We start from the raw sequence: 19,162 nt of genomic DNA, 5'->3' as shown, positions 1-19,162 counted from the left end.
CGCGCTGCGCCTCCCCCGGAAAGCGGAGTGTATACGGGCTGCGGATCAGAAAGCAACCAAAAATGCGAAATCAAAATAGCACTTACTGCACATTTTATGTTTTTTGTGTAAGAACAACAATCTTTTAGAAAATAGCCTTATTTAAACAAAGCTGGACCAGTTTATTTGTATGTTACTAATCTAGCTTCGGTGCTTTACGATGCTTGGTTGCCTGCTCATAAGCGTAGGCTAACTCTATTAATTTTGTTTCGGAAAATGCTAGTCCTGTAAAGGTTATTCCTACAGGTTTACCACCAGTTGTGTAACCCGCCGGAACAGTTATTGACGGATAGCCTGCTTTTGCTGCGATATTACAGCCGCTATAATTAATGAAAAGAAGTGCATCTAAGTCATTTTCAGTCATTACAGCATTTATCCCCTCTTCCTGTGACAATCTGAGGTCTGTTAATCTATCAGTAATGTATTCAGGTTCAGTTAATAAACCACTTTTAGTTTCAGATTCTACTAATACAGTTTGGCCATATTTTAAGGCATCTTGTGCATGTGATTGATTGTAATGGATGACATCTAATAGTGAATGCACAGGAACATTTAGAGAAAGATTTGCTAGATATGCATTTAGACCATTTTTAAATTCATTATGCATAACACTTGATTCTGGTAGATCTGTTGGTAATTTTATGGAATTCACAATAGTAGAGCCTAATTGCTCTAAATCGGATAATGCTTTGTTGACAAGTGTTCGTTCCTCATCAGTAAAGTCTTCCTGGTAATTGTGTGAAACGCCAATTCGTGTGTTTTGTAATCCATCCGGGTTTAAAAAGGCTGTATAATCGTTAATTACTTCCCTATTTGTTGCTGTAGCGGGGTCATGAGAATCAATACCGGTTAGTGCCCCTAACATAATGGCAGCATCTTCTACAGTTCTTGCCATTGGTCCAGCAGTATCCTGACTATTAGAAATTGGAATTATTCCAGTCCGACTAAGTAACCCAACTGTCGGTTTAATTCCAACTAGTGAATTACTACTAGCTGGGCTCAGAATGGAACCACTAGTCTCGGTTCCGATTGCACCAGCAGCGAAATTTGCAGCAATTGCGGCGCCAGAACCGGCACTGGAACCACCTACATCAAACTTCCCTGGTCCATATGGATTTAATACTTGTCCCCCTAAGGAGCTAAAGCCATTGGGCATGCCCTTAGTCATGAAATTCGCCCATTCTGTTAAATTTGTTTTTCCAAGGATAACTGCACCTGCTTCACGGAGGTTGTTAGTAATATAGGCATCCTCTTTAGCATAATTGTTTTTAAGTGCTAGAGAGCCGGCAGTTGTATGTGTTTTATCGCCGGTATCGATATTATCCTTTAATAAAATTGGAATTCCATGGAGGGCTCCACGTGCTCCACTTTGCTCCCTTTCAATATCGAGCGCTTCAGCGATATGTAATGCATCTGGATTAATTTCCTGAACAGCATTTATTTTGGGGCCATTGTTGTTATAGTTGGCGATTTGTTCAAGATACATCATGGTAAGTTTCCTAGAAGTTAACTCGCCTGATCTCATAGCATGTTGCATATTATGTATGGTTGCTTCGGTTATTGAGAAGAATTGCTTTGACATGGTTAGTGACCTCCATTAAAAATAGTTAAGTAATATCTATATTCTATTTTTTAGAGGTGATATCCTTTCAAAATAACAAAATCATATTTTTATGGCATAAATTTTGTTGACGGTCCATCATTTTTCGAATAAACTAAATATAATTTAACAAAGGAGGTGGGTTAGATGAATTTTACTGGTAATGGCATAACTAAGTTCAAGGAATACCTTTGGATGCGTTATGCAATTTTTTCCGATATTTCCGTGCAAGGGACAAGTGCGCACTTTTTTAATAGAAATATATGGAAAAATAAACAGTAAGAGACATCTACCCACAAACGGTTTAATTAAATGAGACGGTGGAGAGTTACTCTCTGTCGTCTTTTTGTGTTTATCTAGTATGTCTCTTCAAATGGAGGAAGAGATTATGATTGTTTCAAGTTTACAAAACGTAACGCAGACATTTGGTGCGAATACGATTTTTAGTGATATGACGTGCGAAATTAAACAGGGTGAACGGATTGGATTAATTGGCAGAAATGGTGAGGGAAAAACGACATTATTACATCTAATTGCCCGAAAAACAGAACCAGCTGCCGGGACTATTACGTGGAAAAAAGGATTAACCGTTGGACTTTTGGAGCAAATGCCAGATATAGATGGCGATAAAAAAATAGAAGCATTAATGTATGATGTATTTACTTCTTTAAACGAATTGAAAAAGAATATGACAGAACTAGAATCTGCAATGGCAAAGGAAACAAATCCAGATCATTTAACACGTCTAATTGAAAAATATGGTTCGTTACAGGAAAAATTTCAGGAAGATGGCGGCTATGAAATTGATTCGCAAATAAGACGGATAATGAGTGGTTTGCAGATTGAGGATTTAGCTGAGAAGGAATGGCGACAATTAAGTGGTGGCGAACGAACTAAGGTTGGGTTAGCACAGCTTTTATTAACTGCACCTGATCTCCTGTTGTTGGATGAACCAACAAACCATTTGGATTTGCTAGCAATTGAATGGCTAACTGATTTTATCAATCAATATAAGGGAACGGTTGTTATTGTGTCCCATGATCGCTATTTTTTAGATGAAACAGTAACATCGATTTTTGAAATGGACCAGGGTGAACTTATTCGCTATTTTACAAATTACTCAGATTATGTAAAAGAGCGCGAAGCACGTTTGTTGCAAGAATTTCAGCAGTATCAGGATCAGCAAAAGAAAATTAAGAAGATGAAAGAAACAATTAAGCGACTAAAAGAATGGGCGAATCAAGCCAATCCTCCTAATGATGGATTACACCGTCGTGCAAAAAGCATGGAGAAAGCTTTAGCTAGAATGGAAGTAATGAAAAGACCTATCCTAGAGCAGAAGAAGATTGATCTTGATTTTCAAATGAACAAACGAAGTGGTAAAGACGTTATCCTTATGGAGAATGTCGTCAAAAGCTTTGTGGAGAAAAAACTGTTTTCTGATTTGAATTTACACGTGCGCTTCCAGGAGCGGATCGCAATTATTGGCGAAAATGGGAGTGGGAAGTCAACGATTTTAAATATGATTTTAGGAACGGAACGTGCTGATAAAGGCATGATTCATTTAGGTAGTAATTTGTCGATTGGATTTCTATCACAGCATATGCTGGAAATGGACGGTGAGCGAACTATTTTAGATGAATTTCGTGACCAGGTTCATGTTACAGAAGGTGATGCCCGGGGAATTTTAGCAAAGTTTCTTTTTTACGGTAAAACTGTTTTTCAAAAAGTAAAAAGCCTAAGCGGTGGAGAACAGATGCGATTGCGATTGGCGCAGCTCGTCCATCAAGATCACAATTTACTAGTTCTGGATGAACCGACAAATCACTTGGATATTGAGTCGAAGGAAGTTTTGGAGGAAGCTTTAGACCAATTTGCAGGAACAATAATTGCAGTTTCACATGATCGTTACTTTTTGGATCGATTATTTCCAGTAACCTATTGGTTAGCTGAGGAAAACTTGACACGATATGAAGGTAATTATTCATTTGCAAGAGAGAAACGTTCCATCTAAAAATACACGGTAGCATATTTTCGCTACCGTGTATTTTTCATTGAATAAAAAGTAGGATGTGGACCTGGGAATGCTAGAGACAACCAGCCAGGAACTCCAGTACCTTGGTGCAGGAGCGTAAGCAACGAACACAGGAAGGACTAAAAACCATATGTTTTTGTCCCTTGCTTTCGTTCGACGTAGCCGCCCAAGATGCTTACGCTTTTATTAAGTCTCAGATCGAAATGTTTTACCTAATTCATGACCAACACCGTAATAATGGCGGAAATTATAGATTAAAGGGCTCCACTTAGTTGGGTCGATATGATTTTCACCTTTAATAATTGTTTCATGAGCATGGAACTGTTTTACTTCTGTTTCAACAATTGCAAAAACAGGATCATACTCTGGAATGGTAATATCCTTTACAATTGCTTCTATTTGTATTGGACATTCCTTGATTCTAGTTGGTTTTACTGTTACGGAGCGTTCGGGTGTTAAACCGCTAACGGCATATTTGTCCTTGCAATAACGAAACCCCATTTCTTGTTTATGCTTCGGTACAGGATTCTTTCCGGTATAGGAAGCCAGCTTCTCAACATTTTCCCATAATGTTTGATCGGGGATATTAATGACGCATTCTAATTGTCTTTTTAAATTAATATAAGCTTTTCCTTCCGTACTTACACCTAAGACAATATTTTGACCTAATCCCCAAGAAGAGGACAATGGACTTATATTTACGGACGCGTCTTCGTTATATGTAGTAAGTAATATAACCGGAGCTCCGTAATAGAGTATTTTAGGTTTGATGACGCTAGTTGCTGGTAATTGCATTTATTTTCACCCTTCCATTTTTGCTATGCCTTTATTGTATCTCGTTAATATTTCGATTATCATCGAAATATGGAATACATCAAAAATTAGTAAGGAGCGTGATTATGATGAAGGCAAATGCCAATGTAGCAAAGGTTGCAACACTTGTAAGTGACTCATCAAGAGCGGCGATCTTAACAATACTATTAGACGGAAGATTTCACCCGGTTAGTGATTTAGCGTACATGGTTGGAATAACACCACAGACAGCTAGTTATCATTTGGCTAAAATGACCCAAGCTAACGTTATTGACGTCGAAAGTCAGGGGAGGCATCGCTATTATGGGATTAGCAATCAAGAAATTGCACAGGTTATGGAATCCTTTCTACAAGTAGCACCTCCAGTAGAGATCAAGTCATTGAAGCAATCAAACGAAGAAAAAGCGTTGCGTCATGCCAGAACATGCTACGATCATATAGCAGGAAATCTTGGAGTAAAGTTGAAAACATCGCTAATGAACCAACAATTCCTTGTCGAAAAGGATAATGAATTTCATATTACTAGTGATGGAGAAATTTTTTTCAATACCATTGATATAGACACAAATAAACTAAAGAAGAAACGTCGTATGTTTTGTTCAAAGTGTTTAGATTGGAGTGAACGGCGTCACCATATAGCTGGAGCATTAGGAAATGCTATGCTGGAAAAATTTTTAGAATTGGAGTGGATTGAGCGTGTTCCTAAATCTCGAGCATTGAAAATAACTGCTTTAGGTGGGAATGGTTTGAATGAGATGTTTGGAGTAGATCCATGATAGAGCAGAATGCTTTTTTCACGTCATTCTATTGTGATAAACTAAACTACATTACCAAAGGAAAGGAAGTAATCAAATGCAATATGTAACTTTGAACAATGGACTTCAGATGCCTCAATTAGGATATGGCGTATGGCAAGTACCTGAAGATGAAGTGACACCAGCAGTTGCAAAGGCTTTAGAGGTTGGTTTTCGCTCTATTGACACTGCAAAAGTATATGCTAATGAGCATGGAGTTGGTGAAGCGCTAGCTAACAGAAATGTTCCGCGTGAAGAACTATTCATTACTACGAAAGTATGGAATAGTGACCAGGGTTATGAAAATACATTGAAAGCATTTGATGCGAGTCTAGAGAAATTAGGACTGGACTATGTTGATCTATACTTAATTCACTGGCCGACTCCGGAATATGATGAGTACGTGGAAACGTATAAAGCATTGGAGAAATTATATAACGATGGACGTGTGAAAGCAATTGGTGTTTGTAACTTTAACATCGAGCACTTGCAGCGTTTATTGGACGAATGTGATGTTGTACCAGCAGTCAATCAAGTGGAGTGCCATCCATTCTTACAACAAAATGAATTAAAAGATTTCTGCAACAAAAATAACATTTATCTTGAAGCTTGGAGCCCATTAATGCAGGGTGGAGAAGTTTTACGTAATGATGTTGTTAAAGGAATTGCCGAACAGTACGGCAAAACACCAGCACAGGTAATTATTCGCTGGCACCTGCAATCAAATACAATCGTTATTCCAAAATCAGTTACACCATCACGTATTGAAGAAAATTTTGATGTGTTTGATTTTGAATTAAGTGCAGATGATATGGAAAAAATGGCAGGGCTTGATCGTGGGGAACGTAAAGGTCCAGAGCCAAGTGAAATGAATAATAGGTAAAGAATAAAGCATAAGCTCCTGTGTAGTAAATGTATGTACTAAATCGCGCAGTAGATAAAGGAAACACAGTGAGTGTAAGCAATTGGCCGGAAAAGTGTCGAGATTTAATACTTTACTATTATGAAAAACAGACGTTGAGGTAATGCTGCGTCTGTTTTTCTAATGTGTTATATGGAGAAACATAGGCTGCCCTACTTCTTAGGACAGCCTATTCATTATTCGCTTCCTCGCTTTCGCTTGTTTTTTTTGTTGTCTAAATTAAGAAACTCGCTGTTATTTTCACTTGCAAACTCAACGTCATTTTTAGGCTCTGTATTATATTTTTGTTGTTTATTTGCCTGTCTTCCTTTATCTTTGTTGCGGTTTTTATTATCCTCTGACATTGCTTTACCCTCCTATCTATAGAACTATTTTGTGCATTTACTGAATAATTAAAAGGATTTTTTTGATATACACCGAATATAGAAGTTGTAGAACAGTTTTATGGAGGATTACATGTACAAACTGATAAAAGGGAAAGATATTTCTATAAATGATGCAGCGGCATTCATTGCGCAACTGAATAAATATAAAGCACATCACATCGGCTTTTGTGGAACCGTTACGGATGAAATTATTAATGCAATTAACGAGGATATGACAGATGTAAATTTTGAAAATTGCTTTGTTGGAGCGGTTGAAGATGGAAAATTAGTTGGTTTAATTGGACTCGATATTGATTTTGAGGATAAAAGTGCGGAATTGTGGGGGCCATTTGTTGATTCTTTATATGATGTTCGTATGGCACTTGAAATGTGGGGGTTTATAAAGGAGCATATTTTATTATCCCTGGAGAGGGTAGTTTTATTTGCAAATAAGGAGAATAAATTAGCTAAATCTTTTGCTGAAAAACTTCAATTTGAACAAAAAACGGATCAATATATTCTTACTTTTTCTCAAGAACAATTAGAACACCTACCAGTAAAAAGCAAAGAAGAATTAACAGAATTTGACTATGATATGTTTTTAAATCTGCATGACAATATTTTTCCAGCAACCTATTATAGTGGAGAGGAAATTCTTAAACGGATAAGTGAAATGCGAAAAGTATTTATTTTAAAAGATAAAGGGCATATAGCAGCGTATGTCTATGTCGAAGCAGATCCCGATTTTGGTGGTGGATCAATTGAATTCATTGCCATTGATCCAGTATATCGTGGAAAAGGATATGCAAAAACTCTTTTAGCAACTGCTGTTGAATGGCTTTTTACATTTGAATCGATTACGAAGATTACATTGTGTGTGGCTGTTGATAATAAAAGTGCAATAGGGTTATATCGATCTATTGGGTTTCAAATAGAACATGAGTTATACTATTATTCAAAAAATTAATAGCATTTCACAATTAAATGTAGTAAACTAATTATTATCTTGTTCAACCATTTTGAAAGGAGAGATGTTTTATGATTTTTAACAATTTTATGTTAGTAAACCAAAACACACGATGCAAAATGGGGGAACAGTCGGCGTAATGATGGCTTTTCCTCCAACCATTAAGGAGGAAAATGTAATTGAATACTATTGAAAAGCTAGGATGGGACAGTTCTATCCAACATGAAGAAAAAGACAATTTAGCACGTGTTATTGCGGTGCAGAAAAATAGTTATCGTATTTCTGATGGGGAAATGGAGTATTTTTCCCATTTGAGCGGAAAGTTTATGAATCAAGCATATAGCTCTCTTGATTTCCCAGCTGTAGGGGATTGGGTTGAGGTGCAGAAATTAGTAGACGAACAAAAAGCGGTAATCAACAGCGTTTTACCCCGCAAAAGTCAGTTTGTTAGGCAAGCAGCTGGAACGAAAACGGAAGCACAAATCGTTGCCGCCAATATGGATACAGTTTTCATTGTTAATTCGCTTAATCATGATTTGAATTTGCGACGAATTGAACGATATATTCTTTCAACGTACGAGAGTGGGGCAACCCCTGTTATAGTGCTAACGAAAAAGGATGAGTCGACACCAGAAGATATTATAAAAGTAACTACCGAAGTTGAAGAAATCGCTATTGGTGTACCGATTATCTGTATTAGTAGTATTACTGGTGAAGGTATTGATGAATTAATGAATTACCTGCCTGATCAGAAAACAGCTACATTATTAGGTTCATCAGGTGTAGGAAAATCAACGCTCGTTAATGCATTATTAGGTGAGGTTGTCCAGGAAACGAAAGACATTCGAGAAACGGATAGCAAGGGGCGCCATACCACAACACATAGGGAAATGTTTATTTTACCGAATGGTGCATTGTTAATTGATACGCCCGGAATGCGTGAATTGCAGTTGTGGGAAGGTGAAGCTGCGATTGATACTACCTTTCAAGATGTAGAAGCACTTGTAGGTGAATGCAGGTTTTCGGACTGTCAGCATGATACTGAACCAGGCTGCCGCGTGCAGGAGGCATTGGAATCAGGTGAATTATCAGAAGAACGTTTCCAAAGCTATTTGAAGCTTCAGCGTGAACTTGCGTATGAAAAAAGAAAACAAGATCAGAAGGCGCGACTTGAAGAGAAGAATAAGTGGAAAAAAGTATCTAAGAGCTTGAAGAGCAAATATAAATCTAGATAAAGAGAAAACCTTCCCCACTTTGTTAGGGAAGGTTTTCTCTTTATCATCCCTAGAGGAGAACTATCATCCCCTACCAAAAACGCGCTTCACAGCTTCCGAAAATTCACCAAAGTAAGCAGGTACATCCGTATCCGCAATCCCATAACACATATTCTCAGCAATTGATTCGTTATACCATTTTTGCTTATCAAAACCTGCGTTAAACTGCTCCCAGACGGCATCTCCTATTTTTCTGAGATCTTGTTCCAGCCCTAGTAAATTATCTAGTTTATCAGCTACAATTAGATATTTAACATCTTTATCAGCATGTTTTACTGTATCAATCGTATGCTGTTTACGCTCCTGCCACGATTTTGTTTTATCCTCTGTGTGAGCAGCAACGAGTTTGGTAACTATTGGACCAAATGCTTCCTCAATATCCTCGATCTCAAAAGGGGTGTCTTCAACTACATCGTGTAAATAACCGGCACACACTAGTTCATTTGAAAACCCTTCAGTTTCTAGTCTTTCTGCAACTCGTATTGGATGCGTAATATATGCTGCATCGGAATTTTTTCTTGTTTGACCAAAATGTGCCTTTTCTGCAAAATCTTTTGCCTTTTGTTTCAATACGTTACCTCCTTAACTTATTCTGCGTATTTACACAATGATTTTAAATGATATTTCAGTGTAGCCTGCATTTTATCAGTTGATAATTCATCAGGATGAAGGATTGAGTGTAGGGCGAGGCCATCTATTAATGCATATAATCGCTCAATCTCCAAATGCTTGTCTAAATTATCTTTTGCCATCTGCAAATCAACTAAGCTTTGTATAACATGTTCAACTACGCTACGCATTTCTTGGTAGACCGTTTTACTTAGGGATTTTAACTCGGAATTAACAAGCGTTTTTGCTGAAAAGACTAGCCACACCTCCATTTCGATATATTGATCATCATTAATTGGCAAAAATTCACTTAGTATCTCTTGCATCACTTCGATTGGCGGACCATCATATTTTTTTTCAGTCGCTCGTTTTTTTACCCGATCAGAAACGAGTTTCATGGAGAATGCAAATAGCTCTGATTGGGTTGAAAAATAATGGCGCAATGCACCAACAGATAATCCAGCCTCTTTAGCAATCTTGCGTACAGAAGCCTGCTCCAATCCTTCTGTAACAATAACTTTCCATGTTGCTTCTGCTATTTGTATTTTTCTTTTATTATGATCAATTATTTTTGGCATATTTTTATTATAACACGACTGTATTATTTAACAAAATTATGGTATGTTACATTTAGTACAATTGTATTAAAAAGGGGAATGAAATTATGATAGGTTGGATTATAGTTACGTGTGAGATTGGATTTTGGGTGTTTGTTATCGCTGGCTTACTAGCTCGATATTTGTTGAAAAAGAAAAGGCTAGGTGCGTTTTTATTATTTTGCACACCCCTTGTTGATTTGCTACTGTTAATTGCTACTGTGATTGATTTAAAAAACGGTGCAACGGCAACATCGATACATGGGTTAGCTGCTATCTATATTGGGATTAGTGTAGCTTTTGGGCATAAGATGATTAAATGGGCTGACGTTCGATTTGCTTTTTGGTTTGCTAATGGCCCTAAGCCTGATAAAAAGAGAAAATATGGAAAAGCTTTTGCCAAAAATGAGCGAATAGGCTGGTATCATCACCTGCTAGCATGGATTATCGGAGTTGGGCTATTAGGGGCAATTATTCTTTATATTAATAATCCAGATCAAACAGAAGCATTGTTTCAAACAATGAAATTATGGAGTCTTGTACTGGTGGTCGATTTTGCCATTAGTTTCAGTTACACGATCTTTCCAAAAAAGGAATCGAGCTTTTTATAAAACGTATCAGTTGGTTGGCTTTTTAGACATTTTTTTGTTATAGTTCATGCAAATGGTGGGACATGGGGACTGACCCCGTGTCCCAGGAAGAAGGATTTCGATGAAGAATGATCAGTCTGTAGCAATTTATTTTTGGTTATTGTTCGTTCCGTTTTTTTGGGGTGGGGCGTTTGTCGCGGCAGAACATGTTATAACGGAAATACCTCCTATTACTGCGGCAGCCTTTCGTTTTGGAACTGCAGGCATTTTACTTCTTATCTTTGTATTATGGCAAAAGAAGCTTGATTTCACAGCTATAAAAAAGCAGTGGAAAGCATTATTATTAATGGCAATCACTGGGATATTTGGCTACAATATTTTTTTCTTTATTGCTCTGGATATTACATCAGCGATAAATGGATCCTTAATCATAGCCACAACTCCCGTTCTAGTTACATTAGGCGCAGTATTGTTTTTAGGTGAGGTTTGGAATAAACAATTAGGATTTGGACTTATATTATCGTTAATTGGTGTAATTGTTGTTATTTCCAAAGGGTCACTACAGACATTGTTATCTTTGGAATTCAATGTAGGCGATCTACTTTTTATTGGCGGACTGTTAAGCTGGGTAGCACATGGTTTACTAGGTAAAATGGCGATGCGTGATGTATCACCTGTGGTAACAACCACAATAACTACATTAATTGGGTCTGTCTTTTTATTTATCGTTTCATTATTTGATAATTCTTGGGGTAATATAGTTGATATGTCTGGTCAAGCGTGGGGTGAAATGGTGTTCATGATAATTTGTTCATCCGTTATTGCCTTTCTGCTTTGGAACAATGGGATTAAACGGATTGGGGCAAGTAAATCTAGTATTTATATGAACTTAGTACCAATAAATACCGCATGGATTGCTGTCGTTTTATATGATTCTGCTATTACATGGACGCAAATTATTGGTATGATAATGGTAATTGCAGGTGTATACTTTGTCACGTTACATCCGTATCTGAAAAACAAACGGAGGGACAAGGGGACTGTCCCCATGTCCCATCTAAAAAGTAAGGGTGTGTAGATAATGGAAGAAGGAATTAATAGAAGGAAGACAGAGCATATTCGTCTTTGTTTAACGGAAAATGTAGAGGGTGTAAATAAGACAACTGGTTTAGAGGGCATTTCATTTATACATAATGCATTACCGGAAATTGATTTTGCTGATATCCAAATTGATACAAGCTTTTTAAACAAAACCATTAAAGCACCATTTTTGGTAAGTTCCATGACAGGTGGATCTGAACTTGCAGCGGAGATTAATCATAATCTAGCAAAAGCTGCAGAGGAAAAAGGTTGGGCAATAGCACTTGGATCAACGAGAGCGCTTCTTGAAAGTGATGCACATAAAGAATCATTTTTGATACGAAATCATGCGCCGACAGCTCCATTAATAGCTAACATTGGTGCGGTTCAATTAAATTATGGATATGGTGCGGATGAATGCCAGCGACTTATTGATATGACGGAAGCGGATTCTCTTTATTTACATTTGAATAGCCTGCAAGAGGTCGTACAAGATGAAGGAGATTTGAATTTTAATGAATTACTTCCTAAAATTGAAAAGATTTGTAAGACTGTAGATGCTCCTGTTGGGGTAAAAGAGGTTGGCTTCGGTATTGATGGTACGGTTGCTAAGAAGTTATATGATGCAGGAATATCATATATTGATGTTGCAGGTGCTGGTGGAACATCATGGAGTCAGGTTGAAAAGCTTCGTTCTAAGGAACCATTAAGAAAGGCTGCTGCTGAAGCATTTAATAGCTGGGGCATTCCAACAAAAGATTGTATTGTTTCCGTTCGTAGTCAACTGCCAGATGTTCCGTTAGTTGCCAGTGGTGGCATGAAAACGGGTGTTGATGCAGCAAAAGCAATCACAATTGGGGCGGATGTTATCGGTTTTGCCCGTCAATTGCTCCAAGCTGCAACAGAGTCGGATGAAGCGGTAATTCAAGCAATGGATCAAATTGAGTTTGAGTTGAAAATGACGATGTTCGGTATTGGTGTCAAGTCACTTGATGATTTGAAAAATACTAAACGAGTGACAATTATGGGAAGATCGTTACTCGATGAAAACAGCTAAAGCCATAAAAGCTTTAGCTGTTTTTTTAAAGTTTTATTATATAAAGAAGGGGTATAGTAACATAAAAATAAAGGAGGGACACCGTATGCCTTGGACATTAAATGACCATCCTTCATCAATGAAAAATCTGGACAAAGTCGTCCGTAAAAAGGCTATTGATATAGCAAATTCAATGGTAGAAGAAGGGTATGATGAAGGACGAGCCATACCAATAGCTACTGAACAAGCAAAGGAATGGTATAAAAATGCGGATGAAGGTGAGATTAATGTATATAAGGATGAAGGCAACCCTACTGGACGATCTGCAGAAGGTAAAAGATACGAGAACAATCCAGAACGACTTGATGAGGGTGAACTTGTTATAGCACATCAGGATGGCTGGGCGGTAACATCGAGTAATGCGAAGAAACCTAGCGCTGTCTTTGAAACGAAGGATGATGCGATTAAACGTGCAAGGGAAATTGCAAAAAATAAAGGAACACGATTAACGATTCATAGACAGGATGGCTCGATACAAGAAAAACAATCCTATTAATTATTATGGCTGACACAAATTGATTGTATGTGTCAGCCATTTTTCATTCATATTTTTCAATGTGGGTTCAAATACTAGGAAAAAAGCTGGAGGTAATATGCGATGGATGAACAAATGCATGAAAGTAAAGATAATAAATTTATTCCGATGACGTCAATTACGAGTGGAACGGGCCAAGAAGTTGGCAACGATGTTTATTATTATACGGATCAAATTGTGAACATGAGCTTCATTGGTTTTCCCAATGAAGGTGATTGGGTACTAGTAGATGCCGGGCTTCCAAATGCCGCACCTGAAATCCGCTCTGTAGTAGTAGATCGTTTTGGAAGAGATAGTAAGCCCTCTGCAATTATTTTAACTCATGGACATTTTGACCATGTTGGTGGAGTAGTTGAATTAGTTGAAGAATGGGAAGTTCCGGTTTATGCTCATGAGCTTGAGTTCCCTTTTTTAACCGGGGAAGAAAGCTATCCTGAACCAGACTCAACGGTGGAGGGTGGTCTTTTGGCCAAGCTATCTCCAATGTATCCAAATCAGCCAATAAATTTAGGCGACGCTATAAAGCCTTTGCCGTCTGACAATAGTATTCCTGGTGCAGATGGTTGGAAATGGATACATACGCCTGGCCATTCACCAGGCCATGTGTCACTTTTTCGGGAAAGCGATAAAACTCTTTTATCAGGGGATGCATTTATCACTGTAAGACAGGATAAACTCTACAATGTTTTGATGCAAACGGAAGAGGTGAACGGACCTCCACGTTATTTAACTTCAGATTGGGATGCTGCATGGGAGTCCGTAAAAAAATTAGAACAGTTACAGCCGAATGTAGTTGTTTCAGGTCACGGACATTTTATGGAAGGGGAAAAGTTAACAAAGGGGTTACGTAGCCTTGTAGAAAACTTTGATAAGCTTGCAATTCCTGACTATGGACGTTATGTTGATGGTCAGAATTACAAACAGTAATCGTTATTCATTTCTGCAACATGTTCAGCTGCGGATTCTGACCAATCGTCACCGCTTTTCATCACTGCAAGCACAATATTATTTGAAAAATTACGTGTTGTGCTACAATTGCTTATAGAAATGAGAGGTGTTTTCATGAAAATTGAAATTTGGTCAGACTTCGTTTGCCCTTTTTGTTATATAGGGAAACGCAGACTTGAAAAAGCGTTAGATCAATTTTCCCAAAAAGAAAATGTAAGCCTTGAATATAAAAGTTATCAACTTGATCCAACTGCTGAGAAAAATCCTGGGAAAACAATTCATGAGCTATTGGCTGGTAAATATGGAATAAGCGTAGAAAAAGCTGAGAGTATGAATGAGGATCTTGGTAAACAAGCAGCAGAACTTGATTTGGTATACAACTTTGATACAATGCAGCATACCAATACCTTTGATGCACATCGCGTTGCTAAATATGCGGAAACAAAAGGCTTAGGTAAAGAAATAACAGAACGCTTATTAAAAGCATATTTCACCGATTCTAAGCTTATAAGTGACCATACAACTTTAGTGGAGCTTGCAGGTGAGGTTGGATTGGATCAAGCTAAAGTTGCATCATTATTACAAGTAAACAAATATGCCTCAAAGGTTCGTGATGATGAGGAACAAGCTAGACAAATCGGTGTTCAAGGAGTTCCGTTTTTCGTTTTCAACGAAAAATACGCTGTGTCGGGTGCGCAACCTGTAGAGGTGTTCATAGAGGTATTGGAAAAGGTGTGGGAAGAGGAAAACGATAGACCTGTTTTACAATCGTTAAACCCTAAAAAGTCTAAGACCACGTATTGTACTGGTGAGGGCTGTGAAGATGTAGAAGAATAGAACAGTAATGAAAAAGGCTTGCTTCAGGGAAGTATAAATACTTTCTTGGAGTGAGCCTTTTTCATGATGTAAACTAAATTTGTCCATAACAAAATAACAATTTTTCTCAACAAACATAGTTGACGCCTCTAATTAATGTGCTATAATCATTTATAAGATCTAATTGATAATGAATATCATTATTAGTTAGATTGAATAAAAGATAATAACTATTCTAAATAAGAAGGATTTTATATGAAGATTCGTTATCTGGTTATTGTAGTAATTGTATTATCAATCAGTTCCATTTTTATCGGTGTTTCAGACATTGCCCCGTGGAAAATTTTTAGTTTATCAAAAGACCAGCTGGAAATTTTAATGATCAGCCGCATTCCAAGGTTAGTTAGTATTTTAATTGCGGGAATGAGTATGAGTATTTGTGGATTAATTATGCAACAACTCAGTCGAAACAAATTTGTCTCGCCAACTACTGCGGGGACACTTGATTCTGCAAGACTTGGTGTTTTAGTCTCTTTAATGGTCTTCACAACAGCTAGTCCTTTGCAAAAAATGCTCATATCTTTCTTATTTGCTCTTATTGGAACATTTGTATTCATGAAAATTTTGGAAAAGATAAAATTTAAGGATGCTATTTTTATACCATTGGTAGGGTTGATGTTTGGAAATATTATAAGTTCTCTTGCTACTTTTTTTGCCTATAAGAATGATTTAATTCAAAATATGTCCTCATGGATGCAAGGTGATTTTTCCATGATCATGAGCGGCAACTACGAGTTAATGTATTTAAGTATTCCGATTCTAGTTATTGCTTACATGTTTGCAAACAAATTTACAATAGCAGGAATGGGGGAGGATTTTTCAAAAAACTTAGGTTTAAATTATCGGCAGGTAGTTAATATTGGATTAGTTATTGTTGCATTGGTTACAGCATCAGTGGTTCTAACGGTAGGGGTTATTCCATTTCTTGGATTAATTATTCCAAATATCGTAACCATTTATCAAGGAGATCATTTAAAGAAAAGCCTTTTACATACAGCGTTGCTAGGAGCAGTCTTTGTTTTATTTTGCGATATGATTGGTCGGGTCATTATTTACCCTTATGAAATACCGATTAGCTTGACGGTTGGTGTTATCGGAAGCGGGATATTTATTTACTTACTGCTAAGGAGAAAGAAATATGGGCTATAAGAAAAAGACAATTATTCTAGCAGTTATTGCAATACTCCTGGCGCTCCTATACATTTGTTACGATTTAAAAGGAAATATTGGCTACATACTACCAAGACGAATTATTAAAGTCGTTGCGATCATTTTAACTGGAGCAGCAATTGCTTTTTCAACAACTGTGTTTATGACAATCACAAATAATCGGATATTAACACCTAGTATCTTGGGCTTAGATTCGCTTTACCTATTAATTCAGACGTTCATTATTTTCATGTTTGGTTCTCAGTCACTTGTTATGATGAGCAGTAACATCAATTATTTTGTCTCGATTGGAATCATGGTTTTGTTTTCACTAGCGCTCTATCGCTTTTTGTTCAGAGGGGAAAAGAACAATATATATTTCCTTCTGCTTATCGGAATGATTTTAGGGACATTTTTTGGCAGCTTCACAGATTTTATGCAAGTACTGATCGATCCAAATGAATTTATGGTAGCGCAAGACCGAATGTTTGCCAGTGTGAACAATGTAAATTCTAACCTTGTTTATGTATCTTTGGCTATGATTATACTTGTGACGATTTATTTCATGCGATTTTATAAATATTTGGATGTGCTCGCACTTGGGAAGCATGAAGCAATAAACTTGGGAGTTCCTTACGACTATGTTGTCAAACGCTTGCTTATTATCGTTGCAATTTTAATTTCGATTGCTACAGCTTTAATTGGACCAATTACCTTCCTCGGATTGTTAGTTGTTAATGTGGCTTATGAATTTTTAAAAACATACCGCCATTTCTATTTAATTATTGGATCGATATTGATTAGTATTATTGCATTGCTTGGCGGACAATTTATTGTAGAGGAAATCTTTACGTTTGAAACAACAATAAGTGTCATTATTAATTTTGTTGGTGGGATTTACTTCATTTATCTTTTGTTAAAGGAGAATAAATCATGGTAGATATTAAAGGTTTATTTAAAAAGTATAATCAAAAGAGTGTTATTGATGATGTATCATTAACAATCGAAAAGGGTACCATTACCTCGTTTATTGGGCCAAATGGTGCTGGGAAGAGTACATTAATATCAATGATAAGTCGCTTGATTACAAAAGACGAAGGTGTTATCACCATTGATGGTAAGGACATTACGCAGGCAAAGAATAATGAATTAGCAAAAAAGATCTCTATTCTGAAACAATCAAACGCAATTAATCTTCGACTCACGATACGAGAGCTTGTTTCATTCGGGCGTTTCCCATACTCACAAGGTAAATTGACGAAGGATGATTGGGAGAAAGTCGATGAGGCAATTAATTATATGGAGCTTCGTGAAATTCAAGATAAATACTTAGACGAACTTAGTGGCGGGCAACGTCAACGTGCACACATTGCAATGGTTATTGCTCAGGACACTGAATATATTTTACTCGATGAACCGCTAAACAACCTAGATATGCGACATTCTGTACAAATTATGAAAACGCTAAGACGACTTGTTGATGAACTGGATAAAACAATTTTAATCGTTATTCATGATATTAATTTCGCATCCTGCTACTCCGACCAAATTGTTGCATTGAAGGATGGGCAAATTGTCAAGCAAGGTCCAACATGTGATGTGATAGATGAATGCGTTTTAAAAGATATTTATGACATGGATATTGATATTAAAAAAATAAATGATAACCGAATTTGCGTATTTTATGCGTGAACTTCAAAAGCGTAAGCGATTGTTCACAGCCGTAAGGAGGAGAGGCAATCAGTAGTTGGAACTGGACGTCGCTTATTCTGTTAATGATTTCATTGAGTTCTAATCTTTTTACATGTATATATTTTAATAGGAGTGATTAATAATGAAAAAACTTATTTTATTGATGCTTATAAGTGGTTTAGCAGTATTAGTTGCAGCGTGTGGAACATCAGATGCAAGCAGTGATAAACCAAATGGGGATTCCGAAAAATCGGATACGCTTACTGTCAAACATGAACTTGGGGAAACAGAAGTGCCGATAAATCCTGAAAAGGTAGTTGTATTTGATTATGGTACGCTAGATACACTTGATAAATTAGGTGTTGACGTAACAGGTGTCCCACAAAGTAGTAGTATCCCGACATATTTAAAAAAATACAGTAGTGACGACTATGAAAATGTAGGTAGTCTCAAGGAGCCCGATTTTGAAAAAATTGCTGAAATTGACCCAGATTTAATTATTATTTCAGGTAGACAATCGTCCTTGTATGACCAGTTGCAAGACTTAGCACCAACTATTTACCTTGGTGTTGATACTACAAGGTATATGGATTCCTTCAAAGAAAATCTAGCAACCATCGGAAAAATTTTCGATAAACAGGATGAAATCGATAATGAGTTACAATCAGTTGAGCAATCTATAACAGATTTGAAAGAAAAAGCATCGAAAAGTAACAAAAAAGGATTAATCATCCTTGCTAACGATGACAAAATTAGTGCATATGGTCCGAATTCAAGATTCGGTTTAATTCATGATGTATTCGGAGTTCCAGCTGTGGATGAGGGAATTGAAGTTTCCACACACGGGATGAATGTTTCATTTGAGTATGTGGTTGAACAAAATCCGGATTTACTTTATGTGATTGATCGTGGGGCAGTTGTTGGTGGTGAATCTTCTGCAAAACAAGTAGTAGAAAATGACCTGGTTAAGAAAACGAATGCGTATAAAAATGATAACATTGTTTATCTAGATCCGAATTACTGGTACCTTTCTGGTGGAGGACTAGTGTCTGTACAGGAAATGGTTAACGAAATTTCGAATAGCATTAAATAAGTAAACAAACGATAAAAGGGTAATCTTTAACTAGATTGCCCTTATTTAATTACGGCAGAAATAAGGGAGCATGTCATCAAAATGTTAAG

Annotated in this window: 21 protein-coding genes; 16 read left to right on the top strand and 5 right to left on the bottom strand. The window is 37.0% G+C overall.

Translation table 11 applies throughout. The features are described from left to right. Positions 1 to 175: 175 nt before the first annotated feature. Positions 176 to 1,621 carry an amidase family protein gene (locus tag CS937_RS00660; protein ID WP_099156568.1) on the bottom strand — a complete coding sequence of 482 codons (1,446 nt, stop codon included), beginning with the start codon at positions 1,619 to 1,621 and terminating at the stop codon, positions 176 to 178. Positions 1,622 to 1,786: 165 nt separating this feature from the next. Here CS937_RS00660 and CS937_RS19780 point away from each other — a divergent pair, with 165 nt between their 5' ends. Together CS937_RS19780 and abc-f are read left to right on the top strand one after the other, a co-directional pair. After that, positions 1,787 to 1,921, top strand: a complete 135-nt coding sequence (locus CS937_RS19780; protein ID WP_281251854.1) for an RAxF-45 family protein — start codon at positions 1,787 to 1,789, stop codon at positions 1,919 to 1,921. A 106-nt stretch (positions 1,922 to 2,027) separates the two neighbouring features. After that, positions 2,028 to 3,653, top strand: coding sequence for a ribosomal protection-like ABC-F family protein (gene abc-f / locus CS937_RS00655; protein ID WP_099156567.1), 1,626 nt, complete (start codon positions 2,028 to 2,030; stop codon positions 3,651 to 3,653). Between the two features lie 207 nt (positions 3,654 to 3,860). Here the strand turns inward: abc-f and CS937_RS00650 are convergent, their stop codons facing one another. Beyond that, positions 3,861 to 4,469, bottom strand: a complete 609-nt coding sequence (locus CS937_RS00650; protein WP_099156566.1) for a flavin reductase family protein — start codon at positions 4,467 to 4,469, stop codon at positions 3,861 to 3,863. A 107-nt stretch (positions 4,470 to 4,576) separates the two neighbouring features. Between CS937_RS00650 and CS937_RS00645 the strand changes: the two genes are divergently transcribed. Then, the gene (locus CS937_RS00645; protein ID WP_099156834.1) at positions 4,577 to 5,263 is read left to right on the top strand and encodes an ArsR/SmtB family transcription factor; all 687 of its coding nucleotides are present in this window, start codon (positions 4,577 to 4,579) and stop codon (positions 5,261 to 5,263) included. Positions 5,264 to 5,339: 76 nt separating this feature from the next. Continuing rightward, positions 5,340 to 6,164: an aldo/keto reductase gene (locus tag CS937_RS00640; protein ID WP_099156565.1), complete on the top strand. Its 825-nt coding sequence runs from the start codon at positions 5,340 to 5,342 to the stop codon at positions 6,162 to 6,164. 215 nt (positions 6,165 to 6,379) lie between these two features. On the opposite strand, the gene CS937_RS19275 is transcribed toward CS937_RS00640, so the two are convergent. Next, positions 6,380 to 6,547 (bottom strand): hypothetical protein, encoded by a 168-nt coding sequence (locus CS937_RS19275; protein ID WP_176555697.1) that lies wholly within the window; start codon positions 6,545 to 6,547, stop codon positions 6,380 to 6,382. A gap of 112 nt (positions 6,548 to 6,659) precedes the next feature. Here CS937_RS19275 and CS937_RS00635 point away from each other — a divergent pair, with 112 nt between their 5' ends. Next, complete coding sequence (locus CS937_RS00635) at positions 6,660 to 7,535, top strand: GNAT family N-acetyltransferase (RefSeq protein ID WP_176555696.1); 876 nt, start codon at positions 6,660 to 6,662, stop codon at positions 7,533 to 7,535. Between the two features lie 179 nt (positions 7,536 to 7,714). Further along, positions 7,715 to 8,770, top strand: coding sequence for a ribosome small subunit-dependent GTPase A (rsgA, locus tag CS937_RS00630; protein ID WP_099156563.1), 1,056 nt, complete (start codon positions 7,715 to 7,717; stop codon positions 8,768 to 8,770). A gap of 63 nt (positions 8,771 to 8,833) precedes the next feature. On the opposite strand, the gene CS937_RS00625 is transcribed toward rsgA, so the two are convergent. Both CS937_RS00625 and CS937_RS00620 read right to left on the bottom strand, forming a co-directional pair. Beyond that, on the bottom strand, positions 8,834 to 9,379 hold the full coding sequence (locus CS937_RS00625) for an HD domain-containing protein (protein ID WP_099156562.1): 546 nt from the start codon (positions 9,377 to 9,379) through the stop codon (positions 8,834 to 8,836). Between the two features lie 17 nt (positions 9,380 to 9,396). Beyond that, positions 9,397 to 9,996 (bottom strand): TetR/AcrR family transcriptional regulator, encoded by a 600-nt coding sequence (locus tag CS937_RS00620; protein WP_099156561.1) that lies wholly within the window; start codon positions 9,994 to 9,996, stop codon positions 9,397 to 9,399. Between the two features lie 86 nt (positions 9,997 to 10,082). Here CS937_RS00620 and CS937_RS00615 point away from each other — a divergent pair, with 86 nt between their 5' ends. From CS937_RS00615 to CS937_RS00570, 10 genes are all read left to right on the top strand, one after another. Further along, positions 10,083 to 10,625 carry a hypothetical protein gene (locus CS937_RS00615; protein ID WP_099156560.1) on the top strand — a complete coding sequence of 181 codons (543 nt, stop codon included), beginning with the start codon at positions 10,083 to 10,085 and terminating at the stop codon, positions 10,623 to 10,625. Positions 10,626 to 10,725: 100 nt separating this feature from the next. Then, positions 10,726 to 11,682, top strand: a complete 957-nt coding sequence (locus CS937_RS00610; protein ID WP_099156559.1) for a DMT family transporter — start codon at positions 10,726 to 10,728, stop codon at positions 11,680 to 11,682. 3 nt (positions 11,683 to 11,685) lie between these two features. Then, positions 11,686 to 12,741, top strand: coding sequence for a type 2 isopentenyl-diphosphate Delta-isomerase (gene fni / locus CS937_RS00605; protein ID WP_099156558.1), 1,056 nt, complete (start codon positions 11,686 to 11,688; stop codon positions 12,739 to 12,741). Positions 12,742 to 12,826: 85 nt separating this feature from the next. Further along, a complete protein-coding gene (locus tag CS937_RS00600; RefSeq protein WP_099156833.1) occupies positions 12,827 to 13,276 on the top strand; it encodes a DUF2188 domain-containing protein in 450 nt (149 codons plus the stop codon). 102 nt (positions 13,277 to 13,378) lie between these two features. Further along, positions 13,379 to 14,242 (top strand): MBL fold metallo-hydrolase, encoded by an 864-nt coding sequence (locus tag CS937_RS00595; RefSeq protein WP_099156557.1) that lies wholly within the window; start codon positions 13,379 to 13,381, stop codon positions 14,240 to 14,242. 135 nt (positions 14,243 to 14,377) lie between these two features. Further along, entirely contained in the window at positions 14,378 to 15,100 is a 723-nt protein-coding gene (locus CS937_RS00590) for a DsbA family oxidoreductase (RefSeq protein ID WP_099156556.1), read from the top strand. Between the two features lie 234 nt (positions 15,101 to 15,334). Further along, the gene (locus tag CS937_RS00585; RefSeq protein WP_099156555.1) at positions 15,335 to 16,288 is read left to right on the top strand and encodes an ABC transporter permease; all 954 of its coding nucleotides are present in this window, start codon (positions 15,335 to 15,337) and stop codon (positions 16,286 to 16,288) included. Continuing rightward, positions 16,278 to 17,228, top strand: a complete 951-nt coding sequence (locus tag CS937_RS00580; RefSeq protein WP_099156554.1) for an iron chelate uptake ABC transporter family permease subunit — start codon at positions 16,278 to 16,280, stop codon at positions 17,226 to 17,228. Before CS937_RS00585 ends, CS937_RS00580 begins: the two co-directional genes overlap by 11 nt. Further along, a complete protein-coding gene (locus tag CS937_RS00575; RefSeq protein ID WP_099156553.1) occupies positions 17,222 to 17,980 on the top strand; it encodes an iron ABC transporter ATP-binding protein in 759 nt (252 codons plus the stop codon). The genes CS937_RS00580 and CS937_RS00575 overlap by 7 nt, the downstream gene beginning before the upstream one ends. 142 nt (positions 17,981 to 18,122) lie before the next feature. Next, positions 18,123 to 19,073 carry a siderophore ABC transporter substrate-binding protein gene (locus CS937_RS00570; protein ID WP_099156552.1) on the top strand — a complete coding sequence of 317 codons (951 nt, stop codon included), beginning with the start codon at positions 18,123 to 18,125 and terminating at the stop codon, positions 19,071 to 19,073. Positions 19,074 to 19,162 lie beyond the last annotated feature (89 nt).

The organism is Virgibacillus ndiopensis (assembly GCF_900187325.1).
Lineage (GTDB): Bacteria > Bacillota > Bacilli > Bacillales > Amphibacillaceae > Virgibacillus_E > Virgibacillus_E ndiopensis.
This window is presented reverse-complemented; position numbering and strand designations above follow the sequence as displayed.

Bases quoted from the DNA above. Each gene is read 5' to 3' on its own strand.
- CS937_RS00660 (WP_099156568.1), bottom strand. From the start codon at position 1,621: ATGTCAAAGCAATTCTTCTCAATAACCGAAGCAACCATACATAATATG.
- CS937_RS19780 (WP_281251854.1), top strand. From the start codon at position 1,787: ATGAATTTTACTGGTAATGGCATAACTAAGTTCAAGGAATACCTTTGG.
- abc-f (WP_099156567.1), top strand. From the start codon at position 2,028: ATGATTGTTTCAAGTTTACAAAACGTAACGCAGACATTTGGTGCGAAT.
- CS937_RS00650 (WP_099156566.1), bottom strand. From the start codon at position 4,469: ATGCAATTACCAGCAACTAGCGTCATCAAACCTAAAATACTCTATTAC.
- CS937_RS00645 (WP_099156834.1), top strand. From the start codon at position 4,577: ATGAAGGCAAATGCCAATGTAGCAAAGGTTGCAACACTTGTAAGTGAC.
- CS937_RS00640 (WP_099156565.1), top strand. From the start codon at position 5,340: ATGCAATATGTAACTTTGAACAATGGACTTCAGATGCCTCAATTAGGA.
- CS937_RS19275 (WP_176555697.1), bottom strand. From the start codon at position 6,547: ATGTCAGAGGATAATAAAAACCGCAACAAAGATAAAGGAAGACAGGCA.
- CS937_RS00635 (WP_176555696.1), top strand. From the start codon at position 6,660: ATGTACAAACTGATAAAAGGGAAAGATATTTCTATAAATGATGCAGCG.
- CS937_RS00620 (WP_099156561.1), bottom strand. From the start codon at position 9,996: ATGCCAAAAATAATTGATCATAATAAAAGAAAAATACAAATAGCAGAA.
- CS937_RS00615 (WP_099156560.1), top strand. From the start codon at position 10,083: ATGATAGGTTGGATTATAGTTACGTGTGAGATTGGATTTTGGGTGTTT.
- CS937_RS00610 (WP_099156559.1), top strand. From the start codon at position 10,726: ATGAAGAATGATCAGTCTGTAGCAATTTATTTTTGGTTATTGTTCGTT.
- fni (WP_099156558.1), top strand. From the start codon at position 11,686: ATGGAAGAAGGAATTAATAGAAGGAAGACAGAGCATATTCGTCTTTGT.
- CS937_RS00600 (WP_099156833.1), top strand. From the start codon at position 12,827: ATGCCTTGGACATTAAATGACCATCCTTCATCAATGAAAAATCTGGAC.
- CS937_RS00595 (WP_099156557.1), top strand. From the start codon at position 13,379: ATGGATGAACAAATGCATGAAAGTAAAGATAATAAATTTATTCCGATG.
- CS937_RS00590 (WP_099156556.1), top strand. From the start codon at position 14,378: ATGAAAATTGAAATTTGGTCAGACTTCGTTTGCCCTTTTTGTTATATA.
- CS937_RS00585 (WP_099156555.1), top strand. From the start codon at position 15,335: ATGAAGATTCGTTATCTGGTTATTGTAGTAATTGTATTATCAATCAGT.
- CS937_RS00580 (WP_099156554.1), top strand. From the start codon at position 16,278: ATGGGCTATAAGAAAAAGACAATTATTCTAGCAGTTATTGCAATACTC.
- CS937_RS00575 (WP_099156553.1), top strand. From the start codon at position 17,222: ATGGTAGATATTAAAGGTTTATTTAAAAAGTATAATCAAAAGAGTGTT.
- CS937_RS00570 (WP_099156552.1), top strand. From the start codon at position 18,123: ATGAAAAAACTTATTTTATTGATGCTTATAAGTGGTTTAGCAGTATTA.